The organism is Streptomyces sp. NPDC000880, from assembly GCF_053599675.1.
In genome coordinates, this window is sequence record NZ_JBSFMS010000006.1 from 30,741 (window position 1) to 56,016 (window position 25,276).

The following is a 25,276-nucleotide window of genomic DNA, read 5'->3' on the forward strand; positions in this document are numbered from 1 at the left end:
TCGTTCAACGGGTAGCTCAGTGATCGCCAGCGTCCGCGCTGCAGCTCCCGACGGCCCCCCGCGCCGCCGCTGCCGCGCACGCACGGAGGTGCCACACAGATGACGGACAGAAGACTCTGGTCCTACAAGGACATCGCCGCGCACATCCGGGTGCAGCCGGACACAGTCCGCTCCTACCGCAAGCACGGCCTTCTCCCGCCGCCCGACCATGTGGAGGCCGGGAAGCCCTACTGGTACGCGGACACGATCCGCGTCTGGGTGGCCAATCGCCCCGGGAACAGACGCCGCAGGGAGTGAGCACCGCGCGAGACGTGCCCGGGATTGGGCGGTCCGCCGCGGTATCAGGCCCTGACGCTGTCCCGTGCCCCATCCGCGTCCGGCTCCGGCTCCGAGTCCGGCATCGGCTCCGAGTCCGGCCGGCACGGGCTGCGGTATCTCCCCCTCGCTCAGCCCGAATCGCCGATGGAACCGGCGCAGCGGCCCGGGCGCCCACCAGGCGCCGCGATCCTCGACCTCCCGCTCGACGAGCTGCTGGACGCGGTCCTCGACCCACTCTTCGCGTTCAACCACGAGAACCCGGCCTTCGCCGTCCTGAATGCACGGCCCCGACATCCCCGGCCGGATCACCCAGGAGTTCAACGCCCTGCACGCGGGGCTGCTCACCCGGATCGAGGAGATCATCGCGGGCTACCTCCCCGACGCCCCGCCCGCCGAGCTCTCCCGCACCGCCGCCACGATCTTCGCCATCGTCAAGGCCGGTCTGGATCTGGTCCTCACCCACGAGGACGAGGAGCGAGAGGCGTACATCACCGAGATCAAGAAGGTCATGTTCGGGTACCTGAACCCGCTCCTCGGCGAAGCCGTGCTCCCCATGACGGAGCGGCGAGACACGGCGCCAGGTTCACATTAATACCCCCTAGGGGTATAGTCTGGTGAGCGTCGGGGAGCCAAGGCATCCCCCCGCCTCTCCGGCACACCACGACCTCGTACGTGCACCCAGTACGTGTTGCACCCTCGAAGAGGAGAACGCCATGACCGCCGAGACGAAGACCGAGACCGCCCGGGCGACCGGCTCCTGCTGCTCGTCCACCGGCTCCTGCCACGACGGCGCGGCCGATGTCCGGATCGGCGGCGTCACCACGGTCTACCAGGTCACAGGCATGACCTGTGGCCACTGCGAGGGCGCGGTCACCGGCGAGCTCTCCGAGCTGCCGGGCGTCACTTCGGTGAAGGCGGTCGCCGCAAGCGGCCAGGTGACGGTGGTCTCCGATGCCCCGCTCGACGAGACGGCCGTGCGCGAGGCCGTGGACGAGGCGGGATACGAGCTCGTCGGCCAGGCCTGAGACCGGGCACCGAGCGCCGCACCGCTCGGCCGGCACCGGACACCGAGCGCCCCCTTCTGCCAAACCCTCCCGCCAGGCCTGCCCGACCAGTCCGATGCTGGTCGGGCACGGCCCGGCGCCCATTGTGGAGATGGAGTACTGAACGTGGAAACTTCCCAGGTCGAGCTCACCATCGGCGGGATGACCTGCGCCTCTTGCGCCGCCCGCGTCGAGAAGAAGCTCAACCGCATGGACGGCGTCAGCGCCACGGTCAACTACGCCACCGAGAAGGCGAAGATCTCCTACCCGCACGGGCTTGAGGTCGCCGACCTCATCGCCACCGTCGTCAAGACCGGCTACACGGCCGAGCAGCCCCCGCCGCGCGAGCCGGAGCCGGACCCCACTCCCGGCGCGACTTCCGACGCGGCCCCCGCGGCACACGTCGAACCGGAGTCCGCCGCCCTCCGTCAGCGCCTCACCGTTTCAGCCCTGCTCGCGATACCCGTCGTCCTCATGGCGATGATCCCCGCCCTCCAGTTCGACAACTGGCAGTGGCTCTCCCTCACCCTCGCCGCCCCCGTCGTCGTCTGGGGTGCGCTCCCCTTCCACCGGGCCGCCTGGACCAACCTCCGGCACGGCGCGGCCACCATGGACACCCTCATCTCCGTCGGCACGCTCGCCGCCTTCGGCTGGTCGCTCTGGGCTCTCTTCCTCGGCCATGCGGGCATGCCCGGTATGCGGCACGGCTTCGACCTCACCGTCTCGCGCACCGACGCCTCCTCCACGATCTATCTCGAAGTCGCAGCGGGCGTCACCACCTTCCTCCTCCTCGGCCGCTATCTGGAGGCCCGCTCCAAGCGGAAGGCGGGCGCGGCCCTGCGCGCCCTGATGGAGCTGGGCGCCAAGGACGTCGCCGTGTTGCGCGACGGAACGGAGGTACGGATTCCGGTGGGTCGGCTCGCGGTCGGCGACCGGTTCGTCGTACGCCCCGGAGAGAAGGTCGCCACCGACGGCACGGTCGTCGAGGGCGCCTCCGCCGTCGACGCCTCGATGCTGACGGGTGAGTCCGTGCCGCTGGATGTGGCCGCGGGTGACCCGGTCACCGGCGGCTGCGTCAACGCCGGCGGCCGTCTCGTCGTCGAGGCCACCCGGGTCGGCGCGGACACCCAGCTCGCCCGGATCGCCCGGCTGGTCGAGGACGCTCAGAACGGCAAGGCCGACGTGCAGCGCCTCGCCGACCGGATCTCGGCCGTCTTCGTACCCGTCGTCCTGGTGATCGCCCTCGGCACCCTGGCCGGCTGGCTGCTGACCACCGCAGACGCGACCGCGGCCTTCACCGCCGCTGTCGCCGTACTGATCATCGCCTGCCCCTGCGCGCTCGGCCTGGCGACGCCGACCGCCCTCATGGTGGGCACCGGTCGCGGCGCCCAGCTCGGCATCCTCATCAAGGGCCCCGAGGTGCTGGAGTCCACCCGCAGGGTCGACACCATCGTCCTGGACAAGACGGGGACGGTCACCACGGGCCGGATGAGCCTTCAGGGCGTGTACGTCTCCGAAACCGCCGATGAGGATGAACTGCTGCGTTTCGCGGGCGCATTGGAGCACGCGTCGGAGCATCCGATCGCCCGCGCTCTCGCGGCGGGAGCCGAGGAGCGCGTCGGCGCCCTGCCCGTGCCGACGGCTTTCGAGAACGTCCCGGGCCTCGGCGTACGAGGCGACGTCGACGGGCACCAGGTGCTGGTCGGGCGCGCGCAACTGCTCGAGAACGCCGGGGTGGAGCTGACCCGCGAGCTGAAGGCCGCTGCGGGAGAGGGACGTACCGCCGTCTTCGTCGCCCGGGACGGCAAGGCGCTGGGCGTGCTCAGCGTCGCCGACGCGGTCAAGGACACCAGCGCCGAGGCGGTGGCGCGGCTGCGCGACCTCGGTCTCACTCCGGTGCTGCTGACCGGCGACAGCAAGGCGGTCGCCGACGCGGTCGCTGCCGAGGTCGGCATCGACGAGGTGTACGCCGAGGTCATGCCCGAGGAGAAAGTGGCTGTGGTCCGTCGTCTCCAGGCGCAGGGCCGCAGCGTCGCAATGGTGGGTGACGGGGTCAATGACGCGGCCGCACTGGCCGTCGCCGACCTGGGTCTGGCGATGGGCACGGGCACGGACGCGGCGATAGAGGCCGGTGATCTGACGCTCGTACGAGGGGATCTGAGGACTGCGGCCGACGCGATCCGTCTCGCCCGTCGGACACTGATGTCAATCAAGGGCAATATTTTCTGGGCTTTCGGCTACAACGTCGCCGCACTGCCCCTGGCGGCATCAGGCCTGCTCAACCCCATGATCGCCGGTTTCGCCATGGCCTTTTCATCCGTATTTGTGGTAGCCAACAGCCTGCGGCTGCGCTCCTTCAGGTGACTACAAGTAGGCCACAAGACCTTCACAAAGAGACCTAGATCACAGATATTTAGGGGTAACCATTCAGGCTCCTCGCGAGTCTAAATTGGCGATGCCGAGAACGTCTTGGGGGACGTTCATGGGATGTCTTGGGGGACGTCCCAGGCAAGCGTTGGCCGGGGCACGTGCCCGGGGAGCTTTGAGCGGCCCTCCCGTGCGTACGTACCCCGGCAGACCGCATGAGGAGCTTCTGCGGCCAGCAGACGCCCGGCCGGATCCCGTGGGGGGAATCCGCTCCGGGGATATGGGAAGCGCCCCGCCCGCCGACCCGTGGGGGGATCGGCAGCGGGGCGCTTTCCGCTGTCTGCGCGCCTGCGACGGGACCGGTTACGAGGCGCGGACGCGCACCACGTGCCGGAGTCCTGGTGTCAGCGGGCCTCGACCGGGACGAAGTCGCGCAGGACCTCGCCGGTGTAGATCTGGCGCGGACGGCCGATGCGGGAACCCGGCTCCTTGATCATCTCGTGCCACTGGGCGATCCAGCCGGGCAGTCGGCCGATCGCGAAGAGCACGGTGAACATCTCGGTCGGGAAGCCCATGGCCCGGTAGATCAGGCCCGTGTAGAAGTCCACGTTCGGATAGAGGTTGCGCGAGACGAAGTAGTCGTCGGAGAGCGCGTGCTCCTCCAGCTTGAGCGCGATGTCGAGCAGCTCGTCGGACTTGCCGAGCGCCGAGAGGACATCGTGCGCCGCGGCCTTGATGATCTTCGCGCGCGGGTCGAAGCTCTTGTAGACGCGGTGGCCGAAGCCCATCAGGCGGACGCCGTCCTCCTTGTTCTTCACCTTGCGGATGAAGGAGTCGACGTCGCCGCCGTTGGCCTTGATGCCCTCGAGCATCTCCAGGACCGACTGATTGGCGCCACCGTGGAGCGGGCCCCACAGGGCACTGATGCCGGCGGAGATCGAGGCGAACATGTTCGCCTGCGAGGAGCCGACCAGACGCACGGTGGAGGTCGAACAGTTCTGCTCGTGGTCCGCGTGCAGGATCAGCAGCTTGTCGAGTGCGGAGACCACGACAGGGTCCAGGTCGTACTCCTGGGCGGGGACCGAGAAGGTCATCCGCAGGAAGTTCTCCACGTACCCGAGGTCGTTGCGCGGGTAGACGAAGGGGTGGCCGATCGACTTCTTGTAGGCGTACGCCGCGATCGTCGGCAGCTTGGCCAGCAGCCGGACCGTGGAGAGGTGGCGCTGCTTCTCATCGAACGGGTTATGGCTGTCCTGGTAGAACGTCGAAAGAGCGCTGACCACGGAGGACAGCATCGCCATCGGGTGCGCGTCGCGCGGGAATCCGCCATAAAACCGCTTGACGTCCTCGTGCAGCAGCGTGTGCTGGGTGATCTCACCCCGGAAGCTGGAAAGCTCGTCGACCGTCGGAAGCTCGCCGTTGATCAGCAGGTACGCCACCTCAAGGAAAGTGGAGCGCTCGGCCAGCTGCTCAATGGGGTAACCGCGGTACCGCAGGATGCCCTGCTCGCCGTCGAGATATGTGATCGAGGATTTATAGGCGGCGGTATTGCCGTATCCACTGTCCAGGGTCACCAAACCGGTCTGGGCTCGGAGCTTGCCGATGTCGAAGCCCTTGTCACCGACGGTGCTCTCGACCACCGGGTAGGTGTATTCACCGTCCGCGTACCGCAGTACTACAGAGTTGTCGCTCACGTCATCCCTCACCGACGTAGTGCCTCTTCTTCGAGGTGCCCTGACTGTCTCTACCATCCCCCATTTGGCTGTGGAGAGTGCACTCGGGGTCGACCATTGGGCCTATCGGCGGCACTCAGTGCCGCCAACCTGCTCATCTTGCCCCGTTCGCCCAGGTTCCGGAAGCCGGGGTGGCTTATCCCACTCCGCGGGGCCGGGAGGGCTTCCCCCGCGCGGCGGAGCCCTCCGCGTCAGCCGCCGGCCAGCCGGTGGTCCACCGCGGTGAAACGTCTGCCCGCGGAAACAGTGCGTACTGCCTGCCCTATCGCCTTGCGGGAGCCCACCAGCACGACGAGCTTCTTGGCCCGGGTCACCGCCGTGTAGAGAAGGTTCCGCTGGAGCATCATCCAGGCTCCGGTGGTGACCGGAATCACCACCGCGGGGTACTCGCTGCCCTGCGAGCGGTGGATGGTGACGGCGTACGCGTGTGCCAGCTCGTCCAGCTCGTCGAAGTCGTACGGAACCTCCTCGTCCTCGTCCGTCAGCACCGTCAGCCGCTGATCGTCCAGCTGGAGCGAGGTGACCACGCCGACCGTGCCGTTGAAGACGCCGTTCTTGCCTTTCTCGTAATTGTTGCGAATCTGGGTGACCTTGTCGCCGACGCGGAAGACCCGGCCGCCGAATCGCTTCTCCGGGAGGTCGGGCCGCGCGGGCGTAATCGCCTGTTGGAGCAAGCCGTTGAGGGTGCCGGCACCGGCCGGGCCTCGGTGCATGGGTGCGAGTACCTGCACATCGCGCCGCGGATCCAAGCCGAATTTGGCGGGGATTCGGCGGGCCGCCACGTCCACAGTGAGCTTTCCCGCGTCCTCCGTCTCCTCCTCCACGAAGAGAAAGAAGTCGGGGAGACCGGAAGTGATGGGCTGCACACCGGAGTTGATGCGGTGGGCGTTGGTGACGACGCCGGACTGCTGAGCCTGCCGGAAGATGCGGGTCAGCCGGACATTCGGCACCGGGCCGCCGTCCGCGAGCAGATCGCGCAGCACCTCGCCGGCGCCGACGCTCGGCAGCTGGTCCACGTCCCCCACCAGCAGCAGATGCGCGCCGGGGGCGACCGCCTTGACCAGCTTGTTGGCCAGCAGCAGATCGAGCATGGATGCCTCGTCGACCACCACCAGGTCCGCCTCCAGCGGTCTGTCCCGGTCGTACGCCGCGTCCCCGCCGGGCCTCAGCTCCAGCAGCCGGTGCACGGTGGACGCCTCCGCGCCAGTGAGCTCGGCGAGCCGCTTGGCCGCGCGCCCGGTGGGGGCAGCGAGCACGACCCTCGCCTTCTTGGCGCGGGCCAGCTCCACGATGGAGCGGACCGTGAACGACTTGCCGCAGCCGGGGCCGCCGGTCAGCACCGCGACCTTCCGGGTGAGGGCCAGCTTGACCGCCTGCTCCTGTTCGGGCGCCAACTCCGCGCCCGTACGGTCCGCCAGCCACGCCAGTGCCTTGTCCCACGCGACGTCCTGGAAGGCGGGCATCCGGTCCTGCTCGGCCCGCAGCAGTCTGTTCAGCTGGGCGGCGAGTGAGATTTCGGCACGGTGGAAGGGCACGAGATAGATGGCGGTCAGGGGGTCTCCTCCGTCCGGGGCCGGGACCTGTTCCCGTACGACACCCTCCTCCTCGCCCGCGAGTTCGGCGAGGCACTCGATGACAAGGCCGGTGTCGACCTGGAGCAGCTTCACCGCGGCCGCGATCACCTGCTCCTCGGGCAGGAAGCAGTGCCCCTGGTCGGTGGACTGCGACAGGGCGTACTGCAGGCCCGCCTTGACCCGCTCCGGGCTGTCGTGCGGTATGCCGACCGCCTGGGCGATCTTGTCAGCGGTGAGGAAGCCGATGCCCCAGACGTCGGCGGCCAGGCGGTACGGCTGGTTCTTGACGACCGAGATCGAGGCGTCGCCGTACTTCTTGTAGATGCGCACCGCGATGGACGTCGAGACGCCGACGCCCTGGAGGAAGATCATGACCTCCTTGATGGCCTTCTGCTCCTCCCAGGCGACACCGATCAACTTCGTCCGCTTCGGGCCGAGTCCTGGGACCTCGATGAGCTTCTTCGGCTGCTGCTCGATGATGTCGAGGGTGTCGATCCCGAAGTGTTCGACGATGCGCTCGGCGATTCTGGGGCCGATGCCCTTGATCAGGCCCGAGCCGAGATAGCGGCGTATGCCCTGGATCGTGGCCGGCAGGACCGTGGTGTAGTTCTCCACCGTGAACTGCTTGCCGTACTGGGCGTGGGAGCCCCAGCGGCCCTCCATACGCAGGGACTCGCCCGGCTGCGCGCCGAGCAGCGAGCCGACCACTGTGAGGAGATCGGCTCCGCCGCGGCCGGTGTCGACACGGGCGACGGTGTAGCCGGTCTCGTCGTTGGCGTATGTGATCCGCTCGAGGACGCCTTCGACCACTGCGAGATTGGACATGATCCGACGCTACCGCCGGGGTCCGACAGTACGGGTGGCCTGTGGACAACTCCGGGTCGGGCTGTGTCGGGGAGGCCTGCGGGGTGACCGGGAACTGTCGAGGGGGCCCGGTCCGACGACCGGGCCCCTCCTGTTCCCCTCCGTCAAGGGCACCCTGATCCCCCCAGATCCCCTCCCCGGGAGCCTTGACGACAGGTACGACCCTCGTCACCCGGAAAGGGTTGCACGACAGCGGGGAGTTGTTTTCTTGCGGCTCGTGCGGGGGTCCGCGAGTTCGGGTCTTGGCCGACCCGGGGCGCGGGGGTCCGCGAGTTCGGGTCTTGGCCGTCCCCGGCGTCCGGGTGCGCGGTGCTGGGTCCTTGGGCCGTCCCGGCGTCCGGGTCTCCGCAGTGCGGGTCCTTGGGCTGTCCCGGGCCCGGGACCGTGGGGTGGCCGTTTGGGGCCGCTCCGGGGCTCGTATCCGGGACTGCTTTCCTCACCGCGCTTCGCGCGAGCTGCGCCGCTTTACGTCCCGGACACGACCCCTGCGCGTCCCCTTGCCCACTGAACGATCCGGGTGGCCCCGTGTGCCGCACATGGTCCGCGTGAGGGGGGACGGGGTCGTAGGAGGGGGAAAGCCCGGACGTAAAGCGGCGCAGCCGGGACCGCAGCGAGGAACGAGCGGAGGTCCCGCGAGGAAAGCAGTCCGGGCGCGCCCTCCGGAGGCCCCGGCACCCGCCACCCCACGGCCCCGGGTCCCCGGGACAGCCCCGAGGCCCGCGCCCCGGGCCCCCCGCCCGAGGCGACCCGCACACCGGAACAGCCCAAAGACCCGCACCGCGGACCCCCGCCCGAGGCGACCCGCACACCGGAACAGCCAAACCCCGCACCGCGAACCCCGCCCGAGGCGACCCCGCACCCCGGACAGCCAAACCCCGCACGCAAACGCCAATACCCGCCGGAACAGCTACGCCGCGAACTCCTCGTACCGCGTCAGCACCTCCCCCAGGACCTCCTCCCCGTCCCGCGCCCACAGCCCCTCGTTGAACAGCTCCACCTCGATCGCGCCCCCGTACCCCGCCGCCTCCACCCGTTCCCTCCACTCGCGCATGTCGATCGCACCGTCCCCGAGTTGGCCCCGGCCGTTCAGCACCCCCGCCGGCAACGGCGTTGTCCAGTCCGCCAGTTGGAACGCGTGGATACGGCCCGACGCGCCCGCCCTCGCCACCGCGGCCGGCGCCGAGTCGTCCCACCAGATGTGGTACGTGTCCACCACCACGCCGACCTGCGACGCCGGGAAGCGCTCGGCGAGGTCCAGCGCCTGCGTCAGCGTCGAGACCACACACCGGTCCGCCGCGTACATCGGGTGGAGCGGCTCGATCGCCAGCCGCACACCCCGTTCTCCCGCGTAGGGAGCCAGTACGGACAGCGCGTCCGCGATGCGTTCCCGCGCGGCCGGCAGGTCGCGGCTGCCCGCCGGGAGGCCGCCCGAGACCAGGACCAGGGTGTCCGTGCCGAGCGCCGCCGCCTCGTCGATCGCCGTGCGGTTGTCGGCCAGGGCGCGGGCCCGCTCCGCCGGGTCGATCGCGGTGAAGAAGCCTCCGCGGCACAGGCTGGTCACCGTCAGCCCCGCGTCGCGTACGAGCTTCGCCGCCGCGTCGACTCCGTACGCCCGGACCGGTTCGCGCCACAGGCCCACCCCCGAGACGCCCAGGCGTACGCATGCCTCGGTGAGTTCGGGGAGGGTGAGCTGCTTCACGGTCATCTGGTTGATGCTGAAGCGGGTCAGGTCGGCTGAATCGGTCACTGGTTGACTCCGTACATCGCCAGCAGGGACTTCATACGCGCCTCGGCCAGGCCCGGGTCGGGGAACAGGCCGAGGCCGTCAGCCAGTTCGTAAGCCCGGCACAAGTGCGGCAGCGAGCGGGCCGACTGCAGGCCGCCCACCATCGTGAAGTGCGACTGGTGCCCGGCCAGCCAGGCGAGCAGCACCACGCCCGTCTTGTAGAAGCGGGTCGGTGCCTCGAACAGATGGCGGGACAGCTCGACCGTCGGGTCGAGGAGTTTGCGGAACCCTGCGACATCGCCGGTGTCGAGGATCCGTACCGCCTCCGCGGCCAGCGGGCCGAGCGGGTCGAAGATGCCGAGCAGCGCGTGGCTGAAGCCCCGCTCGTCGCCCGCGATCAGTTCCGGGTAGTTGAAGTCGTCGCCGGTGTAGCAGCGGACGCCCTGAGGGAGGCGGCGGCGCAGGTCGATCTCGCGCTGCGCGTCCAGCAGCGAGATCTTGATGCCGTCGACCTTGTCGGGGTGGGCGGCGATGACGTCGAGCAGGACCGAGGTGGCCGCGTCGAGATCGCCGGAACCCCAGTAGCCCTCCAGCGCCGGGTCGAACATCGGGCCCAGCCAGTGCAGGATCACCGGTTCGCTCGCCTGCCGCAGGAGGTGGGAGTAGACGGAGAGGTAGTCGTCGGACGTCCGGGCCGCCGAGGCCAGTGCGCGCGACGCCATCAGGATCGCCTGCGCGCCGGTGTCCTCGACGAGCGCCAGTTGTTCCTCGTACGCCACGCGCACCTGCGTCAGCGAACCGCCGCCGGAGCCGAGTTGGTCCGTGCCCACTCCGCACGCGATCCGGCCGCCCACCGCCTTCGCTTCCGCCGCCGAGCGCCGGATCAGCTCCGCCGCGCCCGCCCAGTCCAGGCCCATCCCGCGCTGTGCCGTATCCATCGCCTCCGCGACGCCGAGGCCGTGCGACCACAGATGGCGGCGGAAGGCGAGTGTGGCGTCCCAGTCGACGGCGGCGGGCGAGTCGGGGCTCGCATCGGCGTACGGGTCGGCCACGACATGCGCCGCGGAGAGGACCGTACGAGAGGCGAGTGCGGCCCCACGTGCGAACACGGCCGGTTCGGTGCGGGGTTCGTACATCCCGTGCGGGAGCCTGATCGTCACAGCGACAGCTCCGGCACCTCGAAGCGGCGGCCCTCGGCCGAGGACTTCAGGCCCAGCTCGGCGAGTTGCACGCCGCGCGCGCCCGCCAGCAGGTCCCAGTGGTACGGCTCGCCGAGCGCGACATGGCGCAGGAACAGCTCCCACTGCGCCTTGAAGCCGTTCTCGAACTCCCCGTTGTCCGGCACCTCCTGCCACTGGTCGCGAAAGGACTCGGTGGCGGGCAGATCCGGGTTCCACACCGGTTTGGGGGTGGCGGAGCGGTGCTGGGCGCGGCAGCGCCGCAGGCCCGCGACCGCGGAGCCGTGGGTGCCGTCGACCTGGAACTCCACGAGTTCGTCGCGCATCACCCGTACCGCCCAGGAGGAGTTGATCTGGGCGACGGCGCCGCCCTCCAGCTGGAAGATGCCGTAGGCGGCGTCGTCGGCGGTCGCGGCATACGGTTTGCCGCTTTCGTCCCAGCGCTGCGGAATGTGCGTGGCGGCCTGCGCGGTGACGGACGTGACCCGGCCGAACAGCTCGTGCAGTACGTACTCCCAGTGCGGAAACATGTCGACGACGATGCCGCCGCCGTCCTCGGCGCGGTAGTTCCAGCTCGGGCGCTGCGCCTCCTGCCAGTGGCCCTCGAAGACCCAGTAGCCGAACTCCCCGCGCACGGACAGGATCTGACCGAAGAAGCCGCCGACGACGAGGCGCTTCAGCTTCAGCAGGCCCGGCAGGAAGATCTTGTCCTGGACGACTCCGTGCTTGATGCCGGCGGACTCGGCGAGGCGTGCGAGCTCCAGCGCGCCGGCGAGGTCGGTCGCGGTCGGCTTCTCGGTGTAGACGTGCTTGCCGGCGGCGATGGCCTGCTTGATCGCGGCGACGCGGGCGGAGGTGACCTGCGCGTCGAAGTAGATGTCGATGCTGTCGTCGGCGAGCACGGCGTCGAGGTCGGTGGAGATGTGCGCCAGGCCGTGCCGCTCCGCGATCTCGCGCAGCGCGTGCTCGCGGCGGCCGACGAGGACGGGCTCGGGCCACAGGACTTCGCCGCCCCCGAGGTCGAGGCCGCCCTGTTCGCGGATCGCGAGGAGGGAGCGCACCAGGTGCTGGCGATACCCCATCCGCCCCGTGACGCCGTTCATGGCGATCCGCACTGTCCTGCGTGTCACGAAGGTGCCTCCATGTGCCCTCGATGCTTCTTGGTCCCTCATCACGGCCGTGTTCCCTCGATACGGCAGTAGCAAGCGCTTTCTAAGCGGTATGACGCTAGCCTGCCGACAGTGGCCCGGACAAGGGCCCTGCCCCATCTCCCGTGGAGGAAAGCGATGACAGTCACCCTGGCGGATGTGGCGGCGCGCGCCCGGGTGTCCCCGGCCACCGTCTCCCGTGTGCTCAACGGCAACTACCCGGTCGCAGCGTCGACGCGGGAGCGGGTGCTGCGGGCGGTCGACGAGCTCGACTACGTACTGAACGGGCCCGCGAGCTCGCTCGCGGCCGCAACCTCCGACCTGGTCGGCATCCTCGTCAACGACATCGCCGACCCCTTCTTCGGGATCATGGCCGGGGCGGCGCAGACGGAGATCGGCGGACAGGAGGGCTCGGGGCGGGCAGGCGGCGAGAAGCTGGCCATCGTCTGCAACACCGGCGGCTCGCCGGAGCGCGAGCTCACCTATCTCACCCTGCTGCAGCGGCAGCGGGCTGCGGCCGTCGTACTGACCGGCGGTGCGCTCGAGGACCCGGACCATATCGCCGCGATGGCCGCCAAGCTGGCGAAGCTCGCGGACGCGGGGACGCGGGTGGTGCTGTGCGGCCGGCCCCCGCTGCCCGGCAGTGAGGCGATCGTCGCGGCGCTCGCCTTCGACAACCGGGGCGGCGGGCGGCGCCTCACCGAGCATCTGCTGGCGCTCGGACACCGCCGGATCGGTTACGTCGCCGGGCCGCCGGAGCGCACGACGACCCGGCACCGGCTGGAGGGCCACCGGGCGGCGCTGGCAGCGGCGGGGTTCGACGAAGACCAGTCACACGTGACCGTGCACGGGCCTTACGCACGCCGCTCCGGCTACGACGCGACGCTCGAACTCCTGCGTCGCGACCCGGGCTTGACGGCGATCGTGGCAGCGAACGACACGGTGGCGCTGGGCGCGTGCGCGGCTCTGCGCGACCAGGGGCTGCGCATCCCCGAGGACATCTCGGTGGCGGGCTTCGACGACCTCCCCTTCTCGGTGGACGCGGTCCCGGCGCTGACGACCGTCCGGCTGCCGCTGCACGAGGCGGGCGCGCGGGCCGGCCGCCTGGCGATGGGCAACGAGGCCCCGCCGCCCGGGGGGATCGCGACGATCGGCGCGGAGTTGATGGCGCGGGCGTCGACGGCGCCGCCGCGAAAGGGGTGAGCGGGGGCGATTCCGGCACGAGGGCGTAGTCCTGCCCGGGCACGGCGACTCTTCGTGCTCTTCGACAGGCGGGGCGGGCAGCGCGACCCGGGCGGCTGGCGGCGTGTTCCGTATCGTCGCGACAGCCGACGGCGATCTGGATGTACTCCGGGACGGCACGGCGCGGTACCGCGTCGGAACGCGGCCACGCGTCCTCGCCGGTCTCGCGGCCGGGGCCTGGTACCGCCGCACCCCGCCGTCCTCGCACTTCACCGGCTCGCCCGTCCGCTCCCGGCTACCGAGGACGGCCGGGTCACCCCCGGCCGGCGACCGGCTCGGCCCCCTGCGCGGCGACCGTCGGGAACGCACGCCGGCCGGCGAGATCCTGGCCGCCTACCGCGACCATTTCGGGCTGATGCTCGACCAGGTGCCGGTCCCCCGGCCACCGTTCCGTACCGGCGGCTGATGCCGGAGCCGCTACCTGCCGGTAGTTTGCATGGAACGGGCAAGAGTGATCGAATGCGTATCCGTCATGGGTCGCGGTCCCGACGACGGCGTCGCGCTACGCGCGGCCCGCGGAGCGCGACCACATAGGGGTACGCACACCATGATCAGCCGCCTTCTCGGCCGACGGACGGCCTCGCAGCAGACGGGCAACCCACTCACCGGACTCTCCGTACCGGCCGGCGCGGGTCTTCTCACCTGCCGAGTCCTCGACCCCGTCAACGAGCCCGTGGGCCGGGCCGAGTTCACGGTGACCGACAGCCACGGTCGCAAGATAGTGAGTGGTGAGACCGATCCCTTCGGCTTGGTCGTGGCAATGGTTCCCTTCGGGGAGTACCGACTGGCCGTCTCCGCCGACAGTTTCACCCCTTACCGGGGCAGCGTGTCAGTCAACGATGGCGGGGGGCCGGCCGGCCTCGGGGACATCACGCTCCAGATAGCCCCGTCGCTCCCGCTGCCCGACCCCGGCGAATGGGAGATCGAACAGGCCCACACCCGGATCGGGTTCGTCGCACGCCACATCGGCCTCGCCCGGGTCTACGGCCGCTTCAACAACTTCGCCGGCGCGATCCGGATCGGCAACACCGTCGAGGACTCGGCGATGCACGTCATCATCGACGCCGCTTCGATCGACACCAATGTGCAGATGCGCGACGACCATCTGCGGTCCGCGGACTTCCTCAACGTGGAGAACTACCCCACCATGGAGTTCTACGGCGACCGCTTCGTGCACCGCGGCGGGAACACCTGGGCGATCACCGGCGGGCTCACACTGCACGGCGTCACCCGGACGGTGACCCTCGACGCCAACTATGGCGGTATGCGCGTCGGCATGGAGGGTGAGACCCGCGTGGCCGTCACCGCCACCACCGAGTTGCACCGTGAGGACTACACCGTCAACTGGCAGTCGATGCTGGCCCGTGGCATCGCCGTCGTCGGCTCCAACATCAAGATCGAGCTCGATATCCAGATCGTGCCCAAGGGCACGCAACTGCAATACAAGTGACAGCAGTGCGGTCCGTGAGCGACTTGCCGGGGCCCGAACCCCGTCATACCGTTGACCCAGTCAAAGGTGACGGCTCGGAGTAGCCCGGAGTAGCTCATGCCGATCAATGAAGTCCGCGCGTTCAACCGCTTCTACACCAACCTCATCGGCGCGCTCGACTACAGCAAGCACCGCTACACCCCGTACACCCTCACCGAGTCGCGCGTCCTGTACGAACTCGCCCACAGCCCCCGCACCGACGCCGCCGACCTGCGCGCCGAACTCTCCCTCGACGCCGGGTACTTGAGCAGGATGCTCGCCAAGTTCGAGCGGGACGGGCTGGTCGGGCGGGCTCCGTCCGAGGTGGATCCGCGGCGGCAGCGGATCACCCTCACCCCCCGCGGGCGCGAGGCCGCCGCGCTGCTGGACGAGCGGTCGCGGGAGGCCGTCGGGGCGCTGCTGGAGAACGTGGCGACGGATGAGCGCCCGCGGCTGGTCGAGGCGATGCGGACCGTGCGTCAGATCCTCTCCCGGGCCCGGACTGCGCACCGCGAGGGACCGGTGCTGCGCGAGCCCGGGCCCGGTGATCTGGGGTGGGTCGTGCAGCGGCACGGTGCGCTGTACGCCGCCGAGTACGGCTGGAACGCCGACTTCGAAGGGCTCGCCGCCCGGATCGTCGCGGACTTCGCGCAAAACCACGACCCCCATCTGGAGCGGGTGTGGATCGCCGAGCTGGACGGGCGGCCGGTCGGGTCGGTGATGTGTGTACGGGACGACGCCCCGGCGACCGCGCGGCTGCGGCTCCTGCTCGTCGAACCAGAGGCACGTGGGCACGGACTCGGCGACCGGCTCGTGAGCGCTGTCGTGGATTTCGCGCGCGATGTGGGGTACCGGGAAGTGGTGCTGTGGACCAATGACGTACTGACCGGGGCCCGCCGGATCTATCAGCGGGCCGGGTTCACCCTCGTCGCCGAGAAACCGCACCGCTCGTACGGAGCGGATCTGGTCGGCCAGGACTGGCGGCTCCCCCTGCAGGAAGGAACGGTCAAATGAGGTTCGCCTTCTCGACGCTCGGCGTGCCGGGCATGCCGGTCCCCGACGTGGTCGCGCTCGCCGCGGATACCGGCTACCAGGGGGTCGAGCTGCGCGCCCACCCCGAGGAGCCGGTGCATCCGGAGATCGGCAAGCGGGAACGGGCCACTGTGGTGGCGGAGTTCCAACGCGCGGGCGTAGAGATTCTCACCGTGTGCGGGTACACCGGTGTCGCGGCTCCCGGTGACGACGCTCCGGTGTACGAGGAGCTCGACGAACTGCTGTGGCTGGCCAAGGACCTGGGCGCGCCGAATGTGCGCGTCTTCCCCGGCGGGGGCGACGAGGACCCGGCGGAGGCGGAGGCCACGGCCGCCCGCCGGCTCGGAGCCGCCGCCGAGACCGCGGCAGGACTCGGCGTACGGATCCTGCTGGAGACCCACGACTCGCACCGTACCGGCGCCGATGTATCCCGCATCCTGGGCCCGGTCGGCCACAAGCACGCGGGCGCGATCTGGGACGTGGTGCACCCGTGGCTCGACGGCGAGGAACCGGCGGCGGCGCATGCGGCGCTCGCTCCCTTCCTCGGCTATGTCCAGGTCAAGGACGTCGCATCGCGCGACGACCTCGCGCCGCTGCCCCTCGGTGCGGGCGTACTGCCGCTGGCCGAGTGCCTGGCCACGCTCACCGAGGAGACGTGGCTGTGCTGGGAGTACGAGAAGCGCTGGCATCCGGAGGCAGCTGACCTGCCGGGGCTGCTGGCTCCGGGACGGCAGCACCTGGAGCGCCTGCTCGCGGCAGTGAGGTGAGCGCCACCCCGCCGACCAGCAGCACTGCCGCGCCCCAGCGCAGCGGGCTCACCGACTCGTCCAGCAGCAGGGCCGCGGACGACATGCCGAAGACCGGCACGAGCAGTGAGAAGGGGGCAACGGCGGAGGCGGGGTAGCGGCGCAGCAGGAAGCCCCAGGCGCCGAAGCCGAAGACCGTCGCGCCCCAGGCGACGTAGACGATCGCGGCGGTGCCGCTCCAGTCCAGGGCGCGCAGCGCGTCCAGATCGGCCCGCGGTCCTTCGAAGAGCAGGGAGAGCGCGAGCAGCGGCAGTACGGGGACCGTCGAGACCCAGATCATGAAGTTCAGTGCGTCCGGCGGGGACGCCTTGCGGGTCAGTACATTGGACACGCCCCAGCAGGCCGCCGCCGCGACCACGAGCAGGAAGGCGAGGACCGGTCCCGACGCGCCTTCGTCGTACGCCGCGACCGCGATGCCGCACAGCGCGACCGCCATGCCCGACATCCGTACCCTTCCCGGACGTTCGCTGAGGACGAAGGCGGCGAAGAGAGCGGTGAAGACCGCCTGGATCTGCAGGACGAGCGAGGAGAGACCTGCCGGCATGCCACGGTCCATGCCGATGAAGAGCAGCCCGAACTTGGCCACGCCCAGGGCGAGTCCGACGCCGATCACCCACTTCCAGGCGACCTTCGGACGGCCCACGAAGAAGACCGCGGGCAGCGCCGCCACCAAGAAGCGCAGGGCGGAGAAGAGCAGCGGCGGGAAGTGGCCGAGCCCGAGCTCGATGACGACGAAGTTCACTCCCCAGACCGCGGCGACCACGACGGCGAGTGCGATGTGTACGGGACGCATGCACCGAGGATCACCGGCCCCGACCATGTAGCACCAGCGCGGGTCTCTTCATGGTGGAATTGAGCATTGCTTACGAATGCCCGAAGAAGAGAGGCTGGCCATGCTCGATCTGGGGCGACTGCGCGCACTGCACGCCGTCTCCGTCCACGGTTCCGTGGCCGCCGCGGCCATCGCCCTCGGGTACACCCCGTCCGCCGTGTCGCAGCAGATCACCAAGCTGGAGCGGGAGACGCGTACGACCCTGCTGGAACGGCGGGGACGGGGCGTCGCGCTCACCGACGAGGCGCGTCATCTGGCCGCCACCGCACAGGAGTTGCTCACCATCGTCGAGCGGGCCGAGACCACCCTGGAGGAGCGCAGGGGGCAGCCGACCGGCCGGCTCACCATCGGCGCGTTCGCCTCGGCGGCCCGCGGACTGCTGCCCGGCGTGCTGGCCGAACTCGGCCGCAGGCATCCGGGGCTCGACGCCCGGATGACGGAGGTCGATCCGCATCTCTCCATCGACCTGGTGGCCCGCGGGATGATCGACCTGGCCGTGGCGCACGACTGGGACATCGCTCCGCTGCCCGCTCCCGAGGGCGTGGAACAGGCCGTCATCGGCGACGACCTGTGCGATCTCCTGGTGCCGGAGGGGCATCCGCTGGCGTCGCGCGCGTCCGTGCGTCGCGAGGATCTGGCGGGGCAGCGGTGGATCTGCCAGCCGCCGGGCACGGTCTGCCACGACTGGCTGGTCCGTACGCTGCGCGCGGCGGGCTGCGAGCCCGATCTCGCCCACCGGGCCGAGGAGAACCACACGCAGATCGCGCTGGTCGCGGCGGGGCTCGGGATCGCGATGATGCCGCGGCTGGGGCGGGGGGCGCTGCCGGCGGGGGTGTGGGCGCTGGACCTGGATCCCGTGCCGAAGCGACGGCTGTACGCGTTGTGGCGCACGGGCGCGGCGCGCCGCCCCGCGATCACGGCGACGGTGGAATCGCTCCAGCGCCACTGGCCGGGCGCGTGAGCCGCGCGGCGGATGCGGGGCGCGGGTCCGTACGGGCCGCTCGGGACCGGTGCGCCGCCGGGGTCCGGGGCGCGGGTCGCCTCCGGCGCGGGGGACCGGGACCGGTACGCCGCCGGGATCCGGGGCGCGGTCTTGGGCCTGTCCGCTTGGCCCGGGGCCGAGTTGAGCCGGGCGCGCCGGGCAGTGGGGTGTCCGGGTGACCTTTCGCGTGCCGTGCGTGCTTTCTGTTGCCACACCCTTGACCTGGCAGTAACTTTCCGGCTATCCGTGATCCTTGGAAGTTTCCTTCAACTCCCTTGTCGAGCAAGGCCGGAAGGAGCACCAATGCACGACCGGAGCCTCTCCAGACGTACCCTCCTCACCGCGACCGCCGCCACCGCCGTCGCGGCCGGCGTCGTAGCCACCGCATCCCCCGCCCTCGCCCGCCCCTCCTACCACGACCGTCTCAAACGGCTGATCTCCCGGATGAGCCTGGAGGAGAAGGTCGGCCAGCTCTTCGTGATGCGGGTGTACGGGCACTCCGCCACCGCCCCCGACCAGGCCGACATCGAGCTCAACCTCAAGGAGATGGGCGTCCGCACGGCCGCCGAGCTGGTCGCGGCGTACCACGTCGGCGGGATCATCTACTTCTCCTGGGCACACAACACCCGCGACCCGCACCAGATCGCCGATCTGTCCAACGGCATCCAGCGCGCCGGGCTCGCCCAGCCCACTCCCGTACCGCTGCTGATCTCCACCGATCAGGAGCACGGCATCGTCGCCCGGGTCGGCAAGCCCGCCACCCTGGTACCGGGCGCGATGGCGCTGGGGGCGGGCGGATCACGGTCCGACGCCCGTACGGCCGCGCAGATCGCCGGGGCCGAACTGGCCGCGATGGGCATCCTGCAGAACTACGCCCCGGTCGCCGACGTCAATGTCAATCCCGCCAACCCGGTCATCGGCGTACGGTCCTTCGGCGCCGACCCGGAGGCGGTCGCCCGCCTGGTCGCCGCGCAGGTCAAGGGTTACCAGGGCGCGGGCATCGCGGCGACCTCCAAGCACTTCCCGGGGCACGGTGACACCACTGTGGACAGTCACACCGGCATCCCGGTCATCACCCACACCCGTGCGCAGTGGGAGGAGATCGACGCCCCGCCGTTCCGGGCCGCGATCGCCGCCGGCATCGACTCGATCATGACGGCGCACATCCAGTTCCCGGCGCTGGACCCGAGCAATGACCCGGCCACGCTGTCGCGCCCCATCCTCACCGGCATCCTGCGCGAGGCGCTCGGCTACGACGGGCTGGTCGTCACCGACGCGCTCAATATGCAGGGCGTGCGTGACAAGTACGGAGACCACCGGGTGCCGGTGCTCGCGCTGAAGGCGGGTGTGGACCAGCTGCTCAACCCGCCGGACCTGGCCGTCGCCTGGAACGGCGTGCTCAGCGCCGTCAAGAGCGGCGAGATCAGCGTGTCACGCATCGACGAATCGATCCTGCGCATCCTCTCCCTCAAGGAGCGACTGGGCCTGTTCCGCGACCCGTTCGTCTCCCGCCAGCGCCTCGATCGCACCGTCGGCGTCGGCACGCATCTCGCCGCCGCCGACCGGATCGCGGAGCGGACGACGACCCTGCTGGTCAACGAGGGCGGGCTGCTGCCGCTGAGCCGCAGTCGGCAGCCGGAGCTCCTGGTGGTCGGCGCCGACCCGGCCTCGCCGACCGGGACGACCGGACCGCCGACCGCCGTACTGGCCAAGGCCTTCACCGAACTGGGCTTCACCACGACCGCGCTGTCCACCGGCATCACCCCCACTGCCGCGAAGATCGAGGAAGCGGTGGCGGCGGCGAGCGGCAAGGACGCGGTGATCGTCGGAACGTACAACGTCTCGGCGACCAGCCCTCAACGCACCCTGGTGGCACGTCTCGCCGCGACGGGGGTGCCGGTCGTCGCTCTCGCCATCCGCAATCCGTACGACATCGCACGGCTCGACGGCGTACGGGCGGCGCTCGCCGCGTACTCCTGGACCGATGTCGAACTGCGCGCCGCGGCACGGGTGATCGCGGGCCGTGCCGAGCCCGAGGGGAGGCTGCCCGTGCCCGTGCAGCGGGCGGACGATCCGGCCCAGGTGCTGTATCCCATCGGCCACGGTCTCTCGCTCGACTGACGTAACCGACCAGTCCCGCGCCACCGGCGCACTCCCCCCAATTGTCCCGAAACACTCCGCGCGTCTGGCGTGTGCCCGCCCCGGCGGGCCACGCTGGACCAACCGGCCGGGGGGCCGGGGTTCGGGGGGTCTGGATGGGCGCAGAGCAACGGTCCGCGGGGGCGGTGAGCGCCCTGGCACTTGCAATCGCGCTGGCGTCGGCGCTCACCGCCGGATGCCAGCAGGCGACGGGACGGGGCACAGCGGCCGGCAGCAGCGCCGGGAGCCCCACCGCCACGCCCTCCGGATACGGCCTGGTCTTTCTCGGCCCCGGCGACTGCGGCTCACACGGCCGCGACGTCCAGGAAGTGCCCTGCACCGGCGACAAGGCGGCGGCCCGGGTGATCGCCCGCTACGACGGGCGGTACGAGGGGCCGCCGGCGAGCGACCCCGCCTGCCCCGCGGCCACCGACTTCGTGCTGCACATTTCCGAGAGCCGTCCGGCCGCCGACGAGGACGGCGACGGCCAGGTGGGCCGTGGGTACGCCTGTATGCGCAATCTTAAGCCGCCGCATCCGGGCGACCCGGGCGAGGGCGGCGGCCCGCAGACCGTCGTCGGCGACTGCGTGTACAGCGCGAGCAAGGGGCAGGTGAAGGAGACGGCCTGCGACAAATCAGGCGCGTCGGCACCGGAGTTCGAGGTGGCGTCGGCGGTGCGGAGCAGGGCGCAGTGCCCGCCGTCGACGGCGCTCTATGTGCGGCTGGGCGGTGACAAGCCGGTGGGCTGTGCCCGCCGTGTATGAGGATCACTCAACGGCGGGCACAGCCCACTCACCTCCGTGCCAGGAGTGCCAGGAGTGCCAGGAGTTACGGCCGCAGAGCCGGCTCCCGCTCGATGTCCCGCTTGTCGAGCTTCGCGTCGTACTTCGTCAGCGGCTTCGCCTTCTCGGCGTCCTGCTGGACGGCGGCCGGGGCGACGCCCGCCCACTTCAGGATCGCGGCGGTGGCCTTCGCCTTCTGGTCCGGCACCAGGCCGGCGACGTTGGACCCGTGGTTTCCGCCGGGCGCGACGTACACATAGCTGTCGCGGCTGCCCTTGCCGACCTGGAAGGGCTCGGCGCCCCACGGGTCGTTCTCGCCGTAGACGAACATCATCTGGTGGGCGTTGCGACGGACCCACTTGTCGACGTCGGTCATCACCCACGGCTTGAAGCGCATGGGGATGTCACGAGGCACGAAGTTCCGCGGCGGCTGGTACCCGTACCGGCTCAGCCCGTCCAGATGCGGCTGCTTGATGTCGGGCGAGCCCAGCTCGGTGCCTGCCTGGTAGTAGTACGGCGTGTATGTGCCCAGGCCCTGGTCCGTGTAGAAGGAGAAGCCGGAGATCGCGTCGATGGAGTCGTAGATCTCCTGGTCGGTGGCGGTCGCGGCGGCCGGGATCGACTCGCAGTCGGCGAGCAGGCTGTACTGCCAGAACGCCCAGACGTAGTCGAGGACCACGGCCTCGTACGCCTTGTCGAGGCTGCCGATGGTCTTGAAGGTGTAGCCCTCGGCGGTCGCGGCCTCCTGGTACTTGGCCTCCAGCGGCGCGCGGCGCACGAGAGCCTCGCGCTGGACCGCGTTCAGCCTGTCCCTGCACTCCTTGGTGCCGACCTTCTCGAAGAACTGGTCGTACGCCGAGTCCTCGTTGTTCACCACGTCGTTGGGGGCGACGTACGCGACGACGCCGTCCATGTCCCGGGGGTAGAAGCGCTCGAAGTAGGTGGCGGTCATGCCGCCCTTGGAGCCGCCGGTGGAGAGCCACTTCTTGGCGTAGATCTTCTTCAGCGCCGTGAAGACGCGGTGCTGATCGCTGGCGGCCTGCCAGATGTCCAGCTTGGACCAGTTGGCCGGATCGGGCCGGGACGGGGTGAAGAACCGGTACTCCAGGGAGACCTGGTTGCCGTCGATGATCGCCGTCGGCTCACTGCGGCGCGGCGTGGTGCTCACGTTGTAGCCGGAGGTGAAGAAGACGGTGGGGCGGTTGGTGTCCTTGTGCAGCAGGGTGATCCGCTGCTTGAAGGTGCCCTTGTCCGGGTGCCGGTGGTCGACCGGCTGCGTGTAGTTGAGGACGAAGAAGCGGTAACCCGGGTACGGCTTCTCCTCGATGAGACTCATACCCGGTATCGCAAGGATCCGGTCCTTGATGTCCGTGCCGGTCGTCGGCTCTGCGGCGGTAGCCGCACCGGCCGTCGTGCCGGCCGCGCTCACGGTGCCAATGAGCACCACGAGCGACAACAGCCATCTGAGCGCCTTGCCCATTCACCCTCCTCTTGATTCACCAGCGGTCGCGGTGAACCTAGCGGGGGCAATGCCCAACCCGCCAGCCCCAGTTGGCCCGGGTCTCGGCCAAGTGGGCGCAAGTCTCGGTCAGCAGAGGATCCAGCCGGTCGCGCGCGCGACGCCTGAGACGGCGCCGGTGGCCCGTACGCAACGGTTGAGGGCGTGGACGGTGACGGGGCCGGCGTGACGGGTGAAGGTGCCCTTGTCCCCGGCGGGGTGGCCGCCGCGCGCCTGGAGGGAGACGGACATGGCGCGCCGGGTGCCGGGCCTGTTGGAGACGGTGATGGCGCAGGCGTACTGCCGCTTCTTGTAGACGCGCAGCTCGCCGGTGGCGAACTTGACGGTCTTCAGCGGCCGCCCGCTGCAGGCGGAGACGACAGCGTCGGCGCGCTGTGTGCCCGGGCCTGCCAGGGTGAGGGCGGCCACGGCCATGAGCATGGCGAGGCCCTGCGCGAGCAGCCGCCGCCCGTGTCGTCTGTTCCCCGCCCCACCGAACACTTTCGCGCCCCCTTGTCACAGCTCCGTACATGCGTACGACGCAGCCGGGGGCGGAATGGTTGCGGCGCTCAGGAATCCGTCACCCGGTGGCGGGCGCGCGCCGGACCTGGGGCGCCCGGTCAGCCCACCACCTTGTAAAGCATCTGGCCGTCGGGCCCGACGTCGACCAGGCGCAGCGCCGGGTCCTTCGAGGGCGGACCGCCCTCGAAGTCCCACCGCAGGAGCCACTTGGCGTTGTACCTGTGCAGGATGTCGAGCTGGTCCTTGCGTGACGTGTCGCGCGCGAAAAAGCGCTGAACGGCGGCGTGACGCTCCTTCTGGTCCGGCAGGAAGATGTCGTCGAAGCCGGGGGCGACGGTATAGATGCCGTACGCCGGAAGCATCAGACTGGGGCGGTGCGTCGTCATGACGGTGTCGCCGCGCTTCACCGCCCGGGCCACCCACTCGGGGCCCTGCCAGGACTGCCAGGACTTCTCCCGTACGGCCTGGGGCAGCGCTTCACCGGCGATGACATAGCCGACGGCAGTGGACTGGGTCCATGCCCCGAACAGCAGCGCGGCGCCGGTGACCGCCGCGAGGGCATTGCGGGCGAGCCTGCTCCCGGCTTCCGCGATCGCGAGGGCGATGGCCAACTGCGCGGGGATGACCGCCGCGGGCAGCGCCCTGCCCCACGACCAGTGGCCGGTGAGACCGCCGGCCGCGACCGTCAGCGTGCCCAGCGCGAAGAGGATCACCAGCGGGTCGCGCTTGTCCCGCCGCCACCGGAACAGCAGAGCGACGACCCCGAGGAGGGCGAGGCCGAAGCGTGCCGGCATGTCGCTGTACAGCGAGTGGTGGATCTCCTCCAGCCCGTCGAAGGCGAACAGCGAGAAGAACGAGTAGTACGGCCATACGGCCATCACCGCGACGCCGAGCACGATGCCCCATCCCAGCTGCAGCCAGGTCTCCTTGGCAGGCCACGGCCGTGCGGAGAGCAGCACGGCCAGAGCCCCGAAGGTCGCGACGACCCCCGAGAACTGGTGGCTCAGCATGATCACCGCCCACATCAGGCCGAGCCCGAGGAATGCCTTCCATGACGCCGCCGTGCGAAGGGCCTTGGTGAGCAGTGCCCAGAAGTGGAAGGAGAGCGCGACGACAAAGGTGCTCGGGTACGAGATGACGAGCGCGAGCGAGCCGAGCTCCAGGAAACCGCTCCACGCGAGCAGCGGCGGGCCCCAGAGCAGCAGCAGGCAGAGCACGGCCAGCGGCGGCGCGAGGCGGCGCGTGCTGAGCGTCCGGGTGAAGTGCCGGATACCGGTGAGCAGCAGAGGGAGCGTGATCAGGGCCGCGATCCGCAGCACCGTGAAGGAGTTCGCTTCGGTCGCCTTGGCCACCAGGGCGAGCAGCACGGTCCACGGTGAGTAATACGGGCTGTCGGTGTCGGCATCGACCTGCGGGCTGCCCGGATGGAGCAGATCGGCGCGCAGACGCTCGATCGTCGCGGCGTGGAGGCCGAGGTCGCCGTTCCACGGCAATCGCTGGATCAGCAGCAGCAGAACCACGATCAGCAGCAGCACCGCCGAATGTACGACGGCTCGCGCGGCCGCGTCGGCGCGCGGGCGGACGGGTTCGGAGGAGGGACGGACAGCGGCAGGGTGGGGGGTGACGGCATCGTGGGAGCGCTGTCGCCATCCCACGGCGGAGGACGCGGTTGGCGGCGCCAACGCGTCATCGGTCTTGGGGGTGTTCACGTGCCTGCCCTTCACCGGATTCAGAGCCGCTGTCAGCTTTATCCTGGTTTATCAGGCATTCGGCTCCTCCCGGCGGCGCGGAAGGCGTGTCGCGGGTACGCGCCTCGATCAGGCGTAACTGCGTTCACTGTCCGCGAGGTTGAGGCACGCCGGGTCACACCGGCGCGGGCTCGTCCTCCCCTATGAAGGTCCGCCACAGCATCGCGACCCCTCCCCTTTGTCGCCCTCGCATTGCTGGCCCCTGGGGGCCTCACAAGCCTCCGCCGACTGGCCGGACTCCGTCCTGCCGCCGCATCGCATCCCTCACACGGTG

General features: G+C 70.2%; 20 protein-coding genes and 1 pseudogene. 12 read left to right on the forward strand and 9 right to left on the reverse strand.

Annotated elements, in window-relative coordinates; genetic code table 11:
* Positions 1-99 precede the first annotated feature (99 nt).
* From ACWDO5_RS03455 to ACWDO5_RS03470, 4 genes are all read left to right on the forward strand, one after another.
* A complete protein-coding gene (locus ACWDO5_RS03455; RefSeq protein ID WP_450527997.1) occupies positions 100-297 on the forward strand; it encodes a helix-turn-helix transcriptional regulator in 198 nt (65 codons plus the stop codon).
* Positions 298-595: 298 nt separating this feature from the next.
* A complete protein-coding gene (locus ACWDO5_RS03460) occupies positions 596-910 on the forward strand; it encodes a hypothetical protein (protein WP_450527999.1) in 315 nt (104 codons plus the stop codon).
* 121 nt (positions 911-1,031) lie between these two features.
* A complete protein-coding gene (locus ACWDO5_RS03465) occupies positions 1,032-1,343 on the forward strand; it encodes a heavy-metal-associated domain-containing protein (RefSeq protein ID WP_450528001.1) in 312 nt (103 codons plus the stop codon).
* Between the two features lie 180 nt (positions 1,344-1,523).
* On the forward strand, positions 1,524-3,725 hold the full coding sequence (locus ACWDO5_RS03470; RefSeq protein ID WP_450528085.1) for a heavy metal translocating P-type ATPase: 2,202 nt from the start codon (positions 1,524-1,526) through the stop codon (positions 3,723-3,725).
* A gap of 407 nt (positions 3,726-4,132) precedes the next feature.
* Here the strand turns inward: ACWDO5_RS03470 and ACWDO5_RS03475 are convergent, their stop codons facing one another.
* The 5 genes from ACWDO5_RS03475 to ACWDO5_RS03495 form a co-directional block, all read right to left on the reverse strand.
* A complete protein-coding gene (locus ACWDO5_RS03475) occupies positions 4,133-5,422 on the reverse strand; it encodes a citrate synthase (RefSeq protein WP_450528002.1) in 1,290 nt (429 codons plus the stop codon).
* 230 nt (positions 5,423-5,652) lie between these two features.
* Positions 5,653-7,860, reverse strand: a complete 2,208-nt coding sequence (recD2, locus tag ACWDO5_RS03480; RefSeq protein ID WP_450528004.1) for an SF1B family DNA helicase RecD2 — start codon at positions 7,858-7,860, stop codon at positions 5,653-5,655.
* A 946-nt stretch (positions 7,861-8,806) separates the two neighbouring features.
* The gene (locus ACWDO5_RS03485; protein ID WP_450528087.1) at positions 8,807-9,604 is read right to left on the reverse strand and encodes a sugar phosphate isomerase/epimerase family protein; all 798 of its coding nucleotides are present in this window, start codon (positions 9,602-9,604) and stop codon (positions 8,807-8,809) included.
* A gap of 38 nt (positions 9,605-9,642) precedes the next feature.
* Positions 9,643-10,785, reverse strand: a complete 1,143-nt coding sequence (locus ACWDO5_RS03490; RefSeq protein ID WP_450528005.1) for a dihydrodipicolinate synthase family protein — start codon at positions 10,783-10,785, stop codon at positions 9,643-9,645.
* Positions 10,782-11,933, reverse strand: coding sequence for a Gfo/Idh/MocA family protein (locus ACWDO5_RS03495; protein WP_450528007.1), 1,152 nt, complete (start codon positions 11,931-11,933; stop codon positions 10,782-10,784). Before ACWDO5_RS03495 ends, ACWDO5_RS03490 begins: the two co-directional genes overlap by 4 nt.
* A 156-nt stretch (positions 11,934-12,089) precedes the next feature.
* Here ACWDO5_RS03495 and ACWDO5_RS03500 point away from each other — a divergent pair, with 156 nt between their 5' ends.
* The 5 genes and pseudogenes from ACWDO5_RS03500 to ACWDO5_RS03520 all read left to right on the forward strand — a co-directional run.
* Positions 12,090-13,154, forward strand: coding sequence for a LacI family DNA-binding transcriptional regulator (locus tag ACWDO5_RS03500; protein ID WP_450528009.1), 1,065 nt, complete (start codon positions 12,090-12,092; stop codon positions 13,152-13,154).
* A gap of 103 nt (positions 13,155-13,257) precedes the next feature.
* Positions 13,258-13,599, forward strand: a complete 342-nt coding sequence (locus ACWDO5_RS03505) for a hypothetical protein (protein WP_450528010.1) — start codon at positions 13,258-13,260, stop codon at positions 13,597-13,599.
* Between the two features lie 141 nt (positions 13,600-13,740).
* Positions 13,741-14,643, forward strand: a complete 903-nt coding sequence (locus ACWDO5_RS03510) for a YceI family protein (RefSeq protein WP_450528011.1) — start codon at positions 13,741-13,743, stop codon at positions 14,641-14,643.
* Positions 14,644-14,739: 96 nt separating this feature from the next.
* Positions 14,740-15,675 carry a bifunctional helix-turn-helix transcriptional regulator/GNAT family N-acetyltransferase gene (locus ACWDO5_RS03515; protein ID WP_450528013.1) on the forward strand — a complete coding sequence of 312 codons (936 nt, stop codon included), beginning with the start codon at positions 14,740-14,742 and terminating at the stop codon, positions 15,673-15,675.
* A pseudogene (locus tag ACWDO5_RS03520) lies at positions 15,672-16,445 on the forward strand (sugar phosphate isomerase/epimerase family protein); the annotation flags it as partial. The gene ACWDO5_RS03515 and the pseudogene ACWDO5_RS03520, both read left to right, overlap by 4 nt.
* Here ACWDO5_RS03520 and ACWDO5_RS03525 read toward each other — a convergent pair.
* On the reverse strand, positions 16,336-17,292 hold the full coding sequence (locus ACWDO5_RS03525; RefSeq protein ID WP_450528014.1) for an EamA family transporter: 957 nt from the start codon (positions 17,290-17,292) through the stop codon (positions 16,336-16,338). The pseudogene ACWDO5_RS03520 and the gene ACWDO5_RS03525 overlap by 110 nt on opposite strands.
* A 100-nt stretch (positions 17,293-17,392) precedes the next feature.
* Here ACWDO5_RS03525 and ACWDO5_RS03530 point away from each other — a divergent pair, with 100 nt between their 5' ends.
* The 3 genes from ACWDO5_RS03530 to ACWDO5_RS03540 all read left to right on the forward strand — a co-directional run bounded on the left by ACWDO5_RS03530 (position 17,393) and on the right by ACWDO5_RS03540 (position 21,216).
* Positions 17,393-18,292, forward strand: coding sequence for a LysR family transcriptional regulator (locus tag ACWDO5_RS03530; protein ID WP_450528089.1), 900 nt, complete (start codon positions 17,393-17,395; stop codon positions 18,290-18,292).
* 324 nt (positions 18,293-18,616) lie between these two features.
* Positions 18,617-20,434 carry a glycoside hydrolase family 3 protein gene (locus ACWDO5_RS03535; RefSeq protein ID WP_450528016.1) on the forward strand — a complete coding sequence of 606 codons (1,818 nt, stop codon included), beginning with the start codon at positions 18,617-18,619 and terminating at the stop codon, positions 20,432-20,434.
* A 134-nt stretch (positions 20,435-20,568) separates the two neighbouring features.
* On the forward strand, positions 20,569-21,216 hold the full coding sequence (locus tag ACWDO5_RS03540) for a hypothetical protein (protein ID WP_450528018.1): 648 nt from the start codon (positions 20,569-20,571) through the stop codon (positions 21,214-21,216).
* 64 nt (positions 21,217-21,280) lie between these two features.
* On the opposite strand, the gene ACWDO5_RS03545 is transcribed toward ACWDO5_RS03540, so the two are convergent.
* The 3 genes from ACWDO5_RS03545 to ACWDO5_RS03555 form a co-directional block, all read right to left on the reverse strand.
* Entirely contained in the window at positions 21,281-22,714 is a 1,434-nt protein-coding gene (locus ACWDO5_RS03545; RefSeq protein ID WP_450528019.1) for a S28 family serine protease, read from the reverse strand.
* Positions 22,715-22,822: 108 nt separating this feature from the next.
* Complete coding sequence (locus tag ACWDO5_RS03550) at positions 22,823-23,233, reverse strand: hypothetical protein (RefSeq protein ID WP_450528021.1); 411 nt, start codon at positions 23,231-23,233, stop codon at positions 22,823-22,825.
* 119 nt (positions 23,234-23,352) lie between these two features.
* Positions 23,353-24,963: a hypothetical protein gene (locus ACWDO5_RS03555; protein ID WP_450528023.1), complete on the reverse strand. Its 1,611-nt coding sequence runs from the start codon at positions 24,961-24,963 to the stop codon at positions 23,353-23,355.
* Between the last annotated feature and the right edge of the window lie 313 nt (positions 24,964-25,276).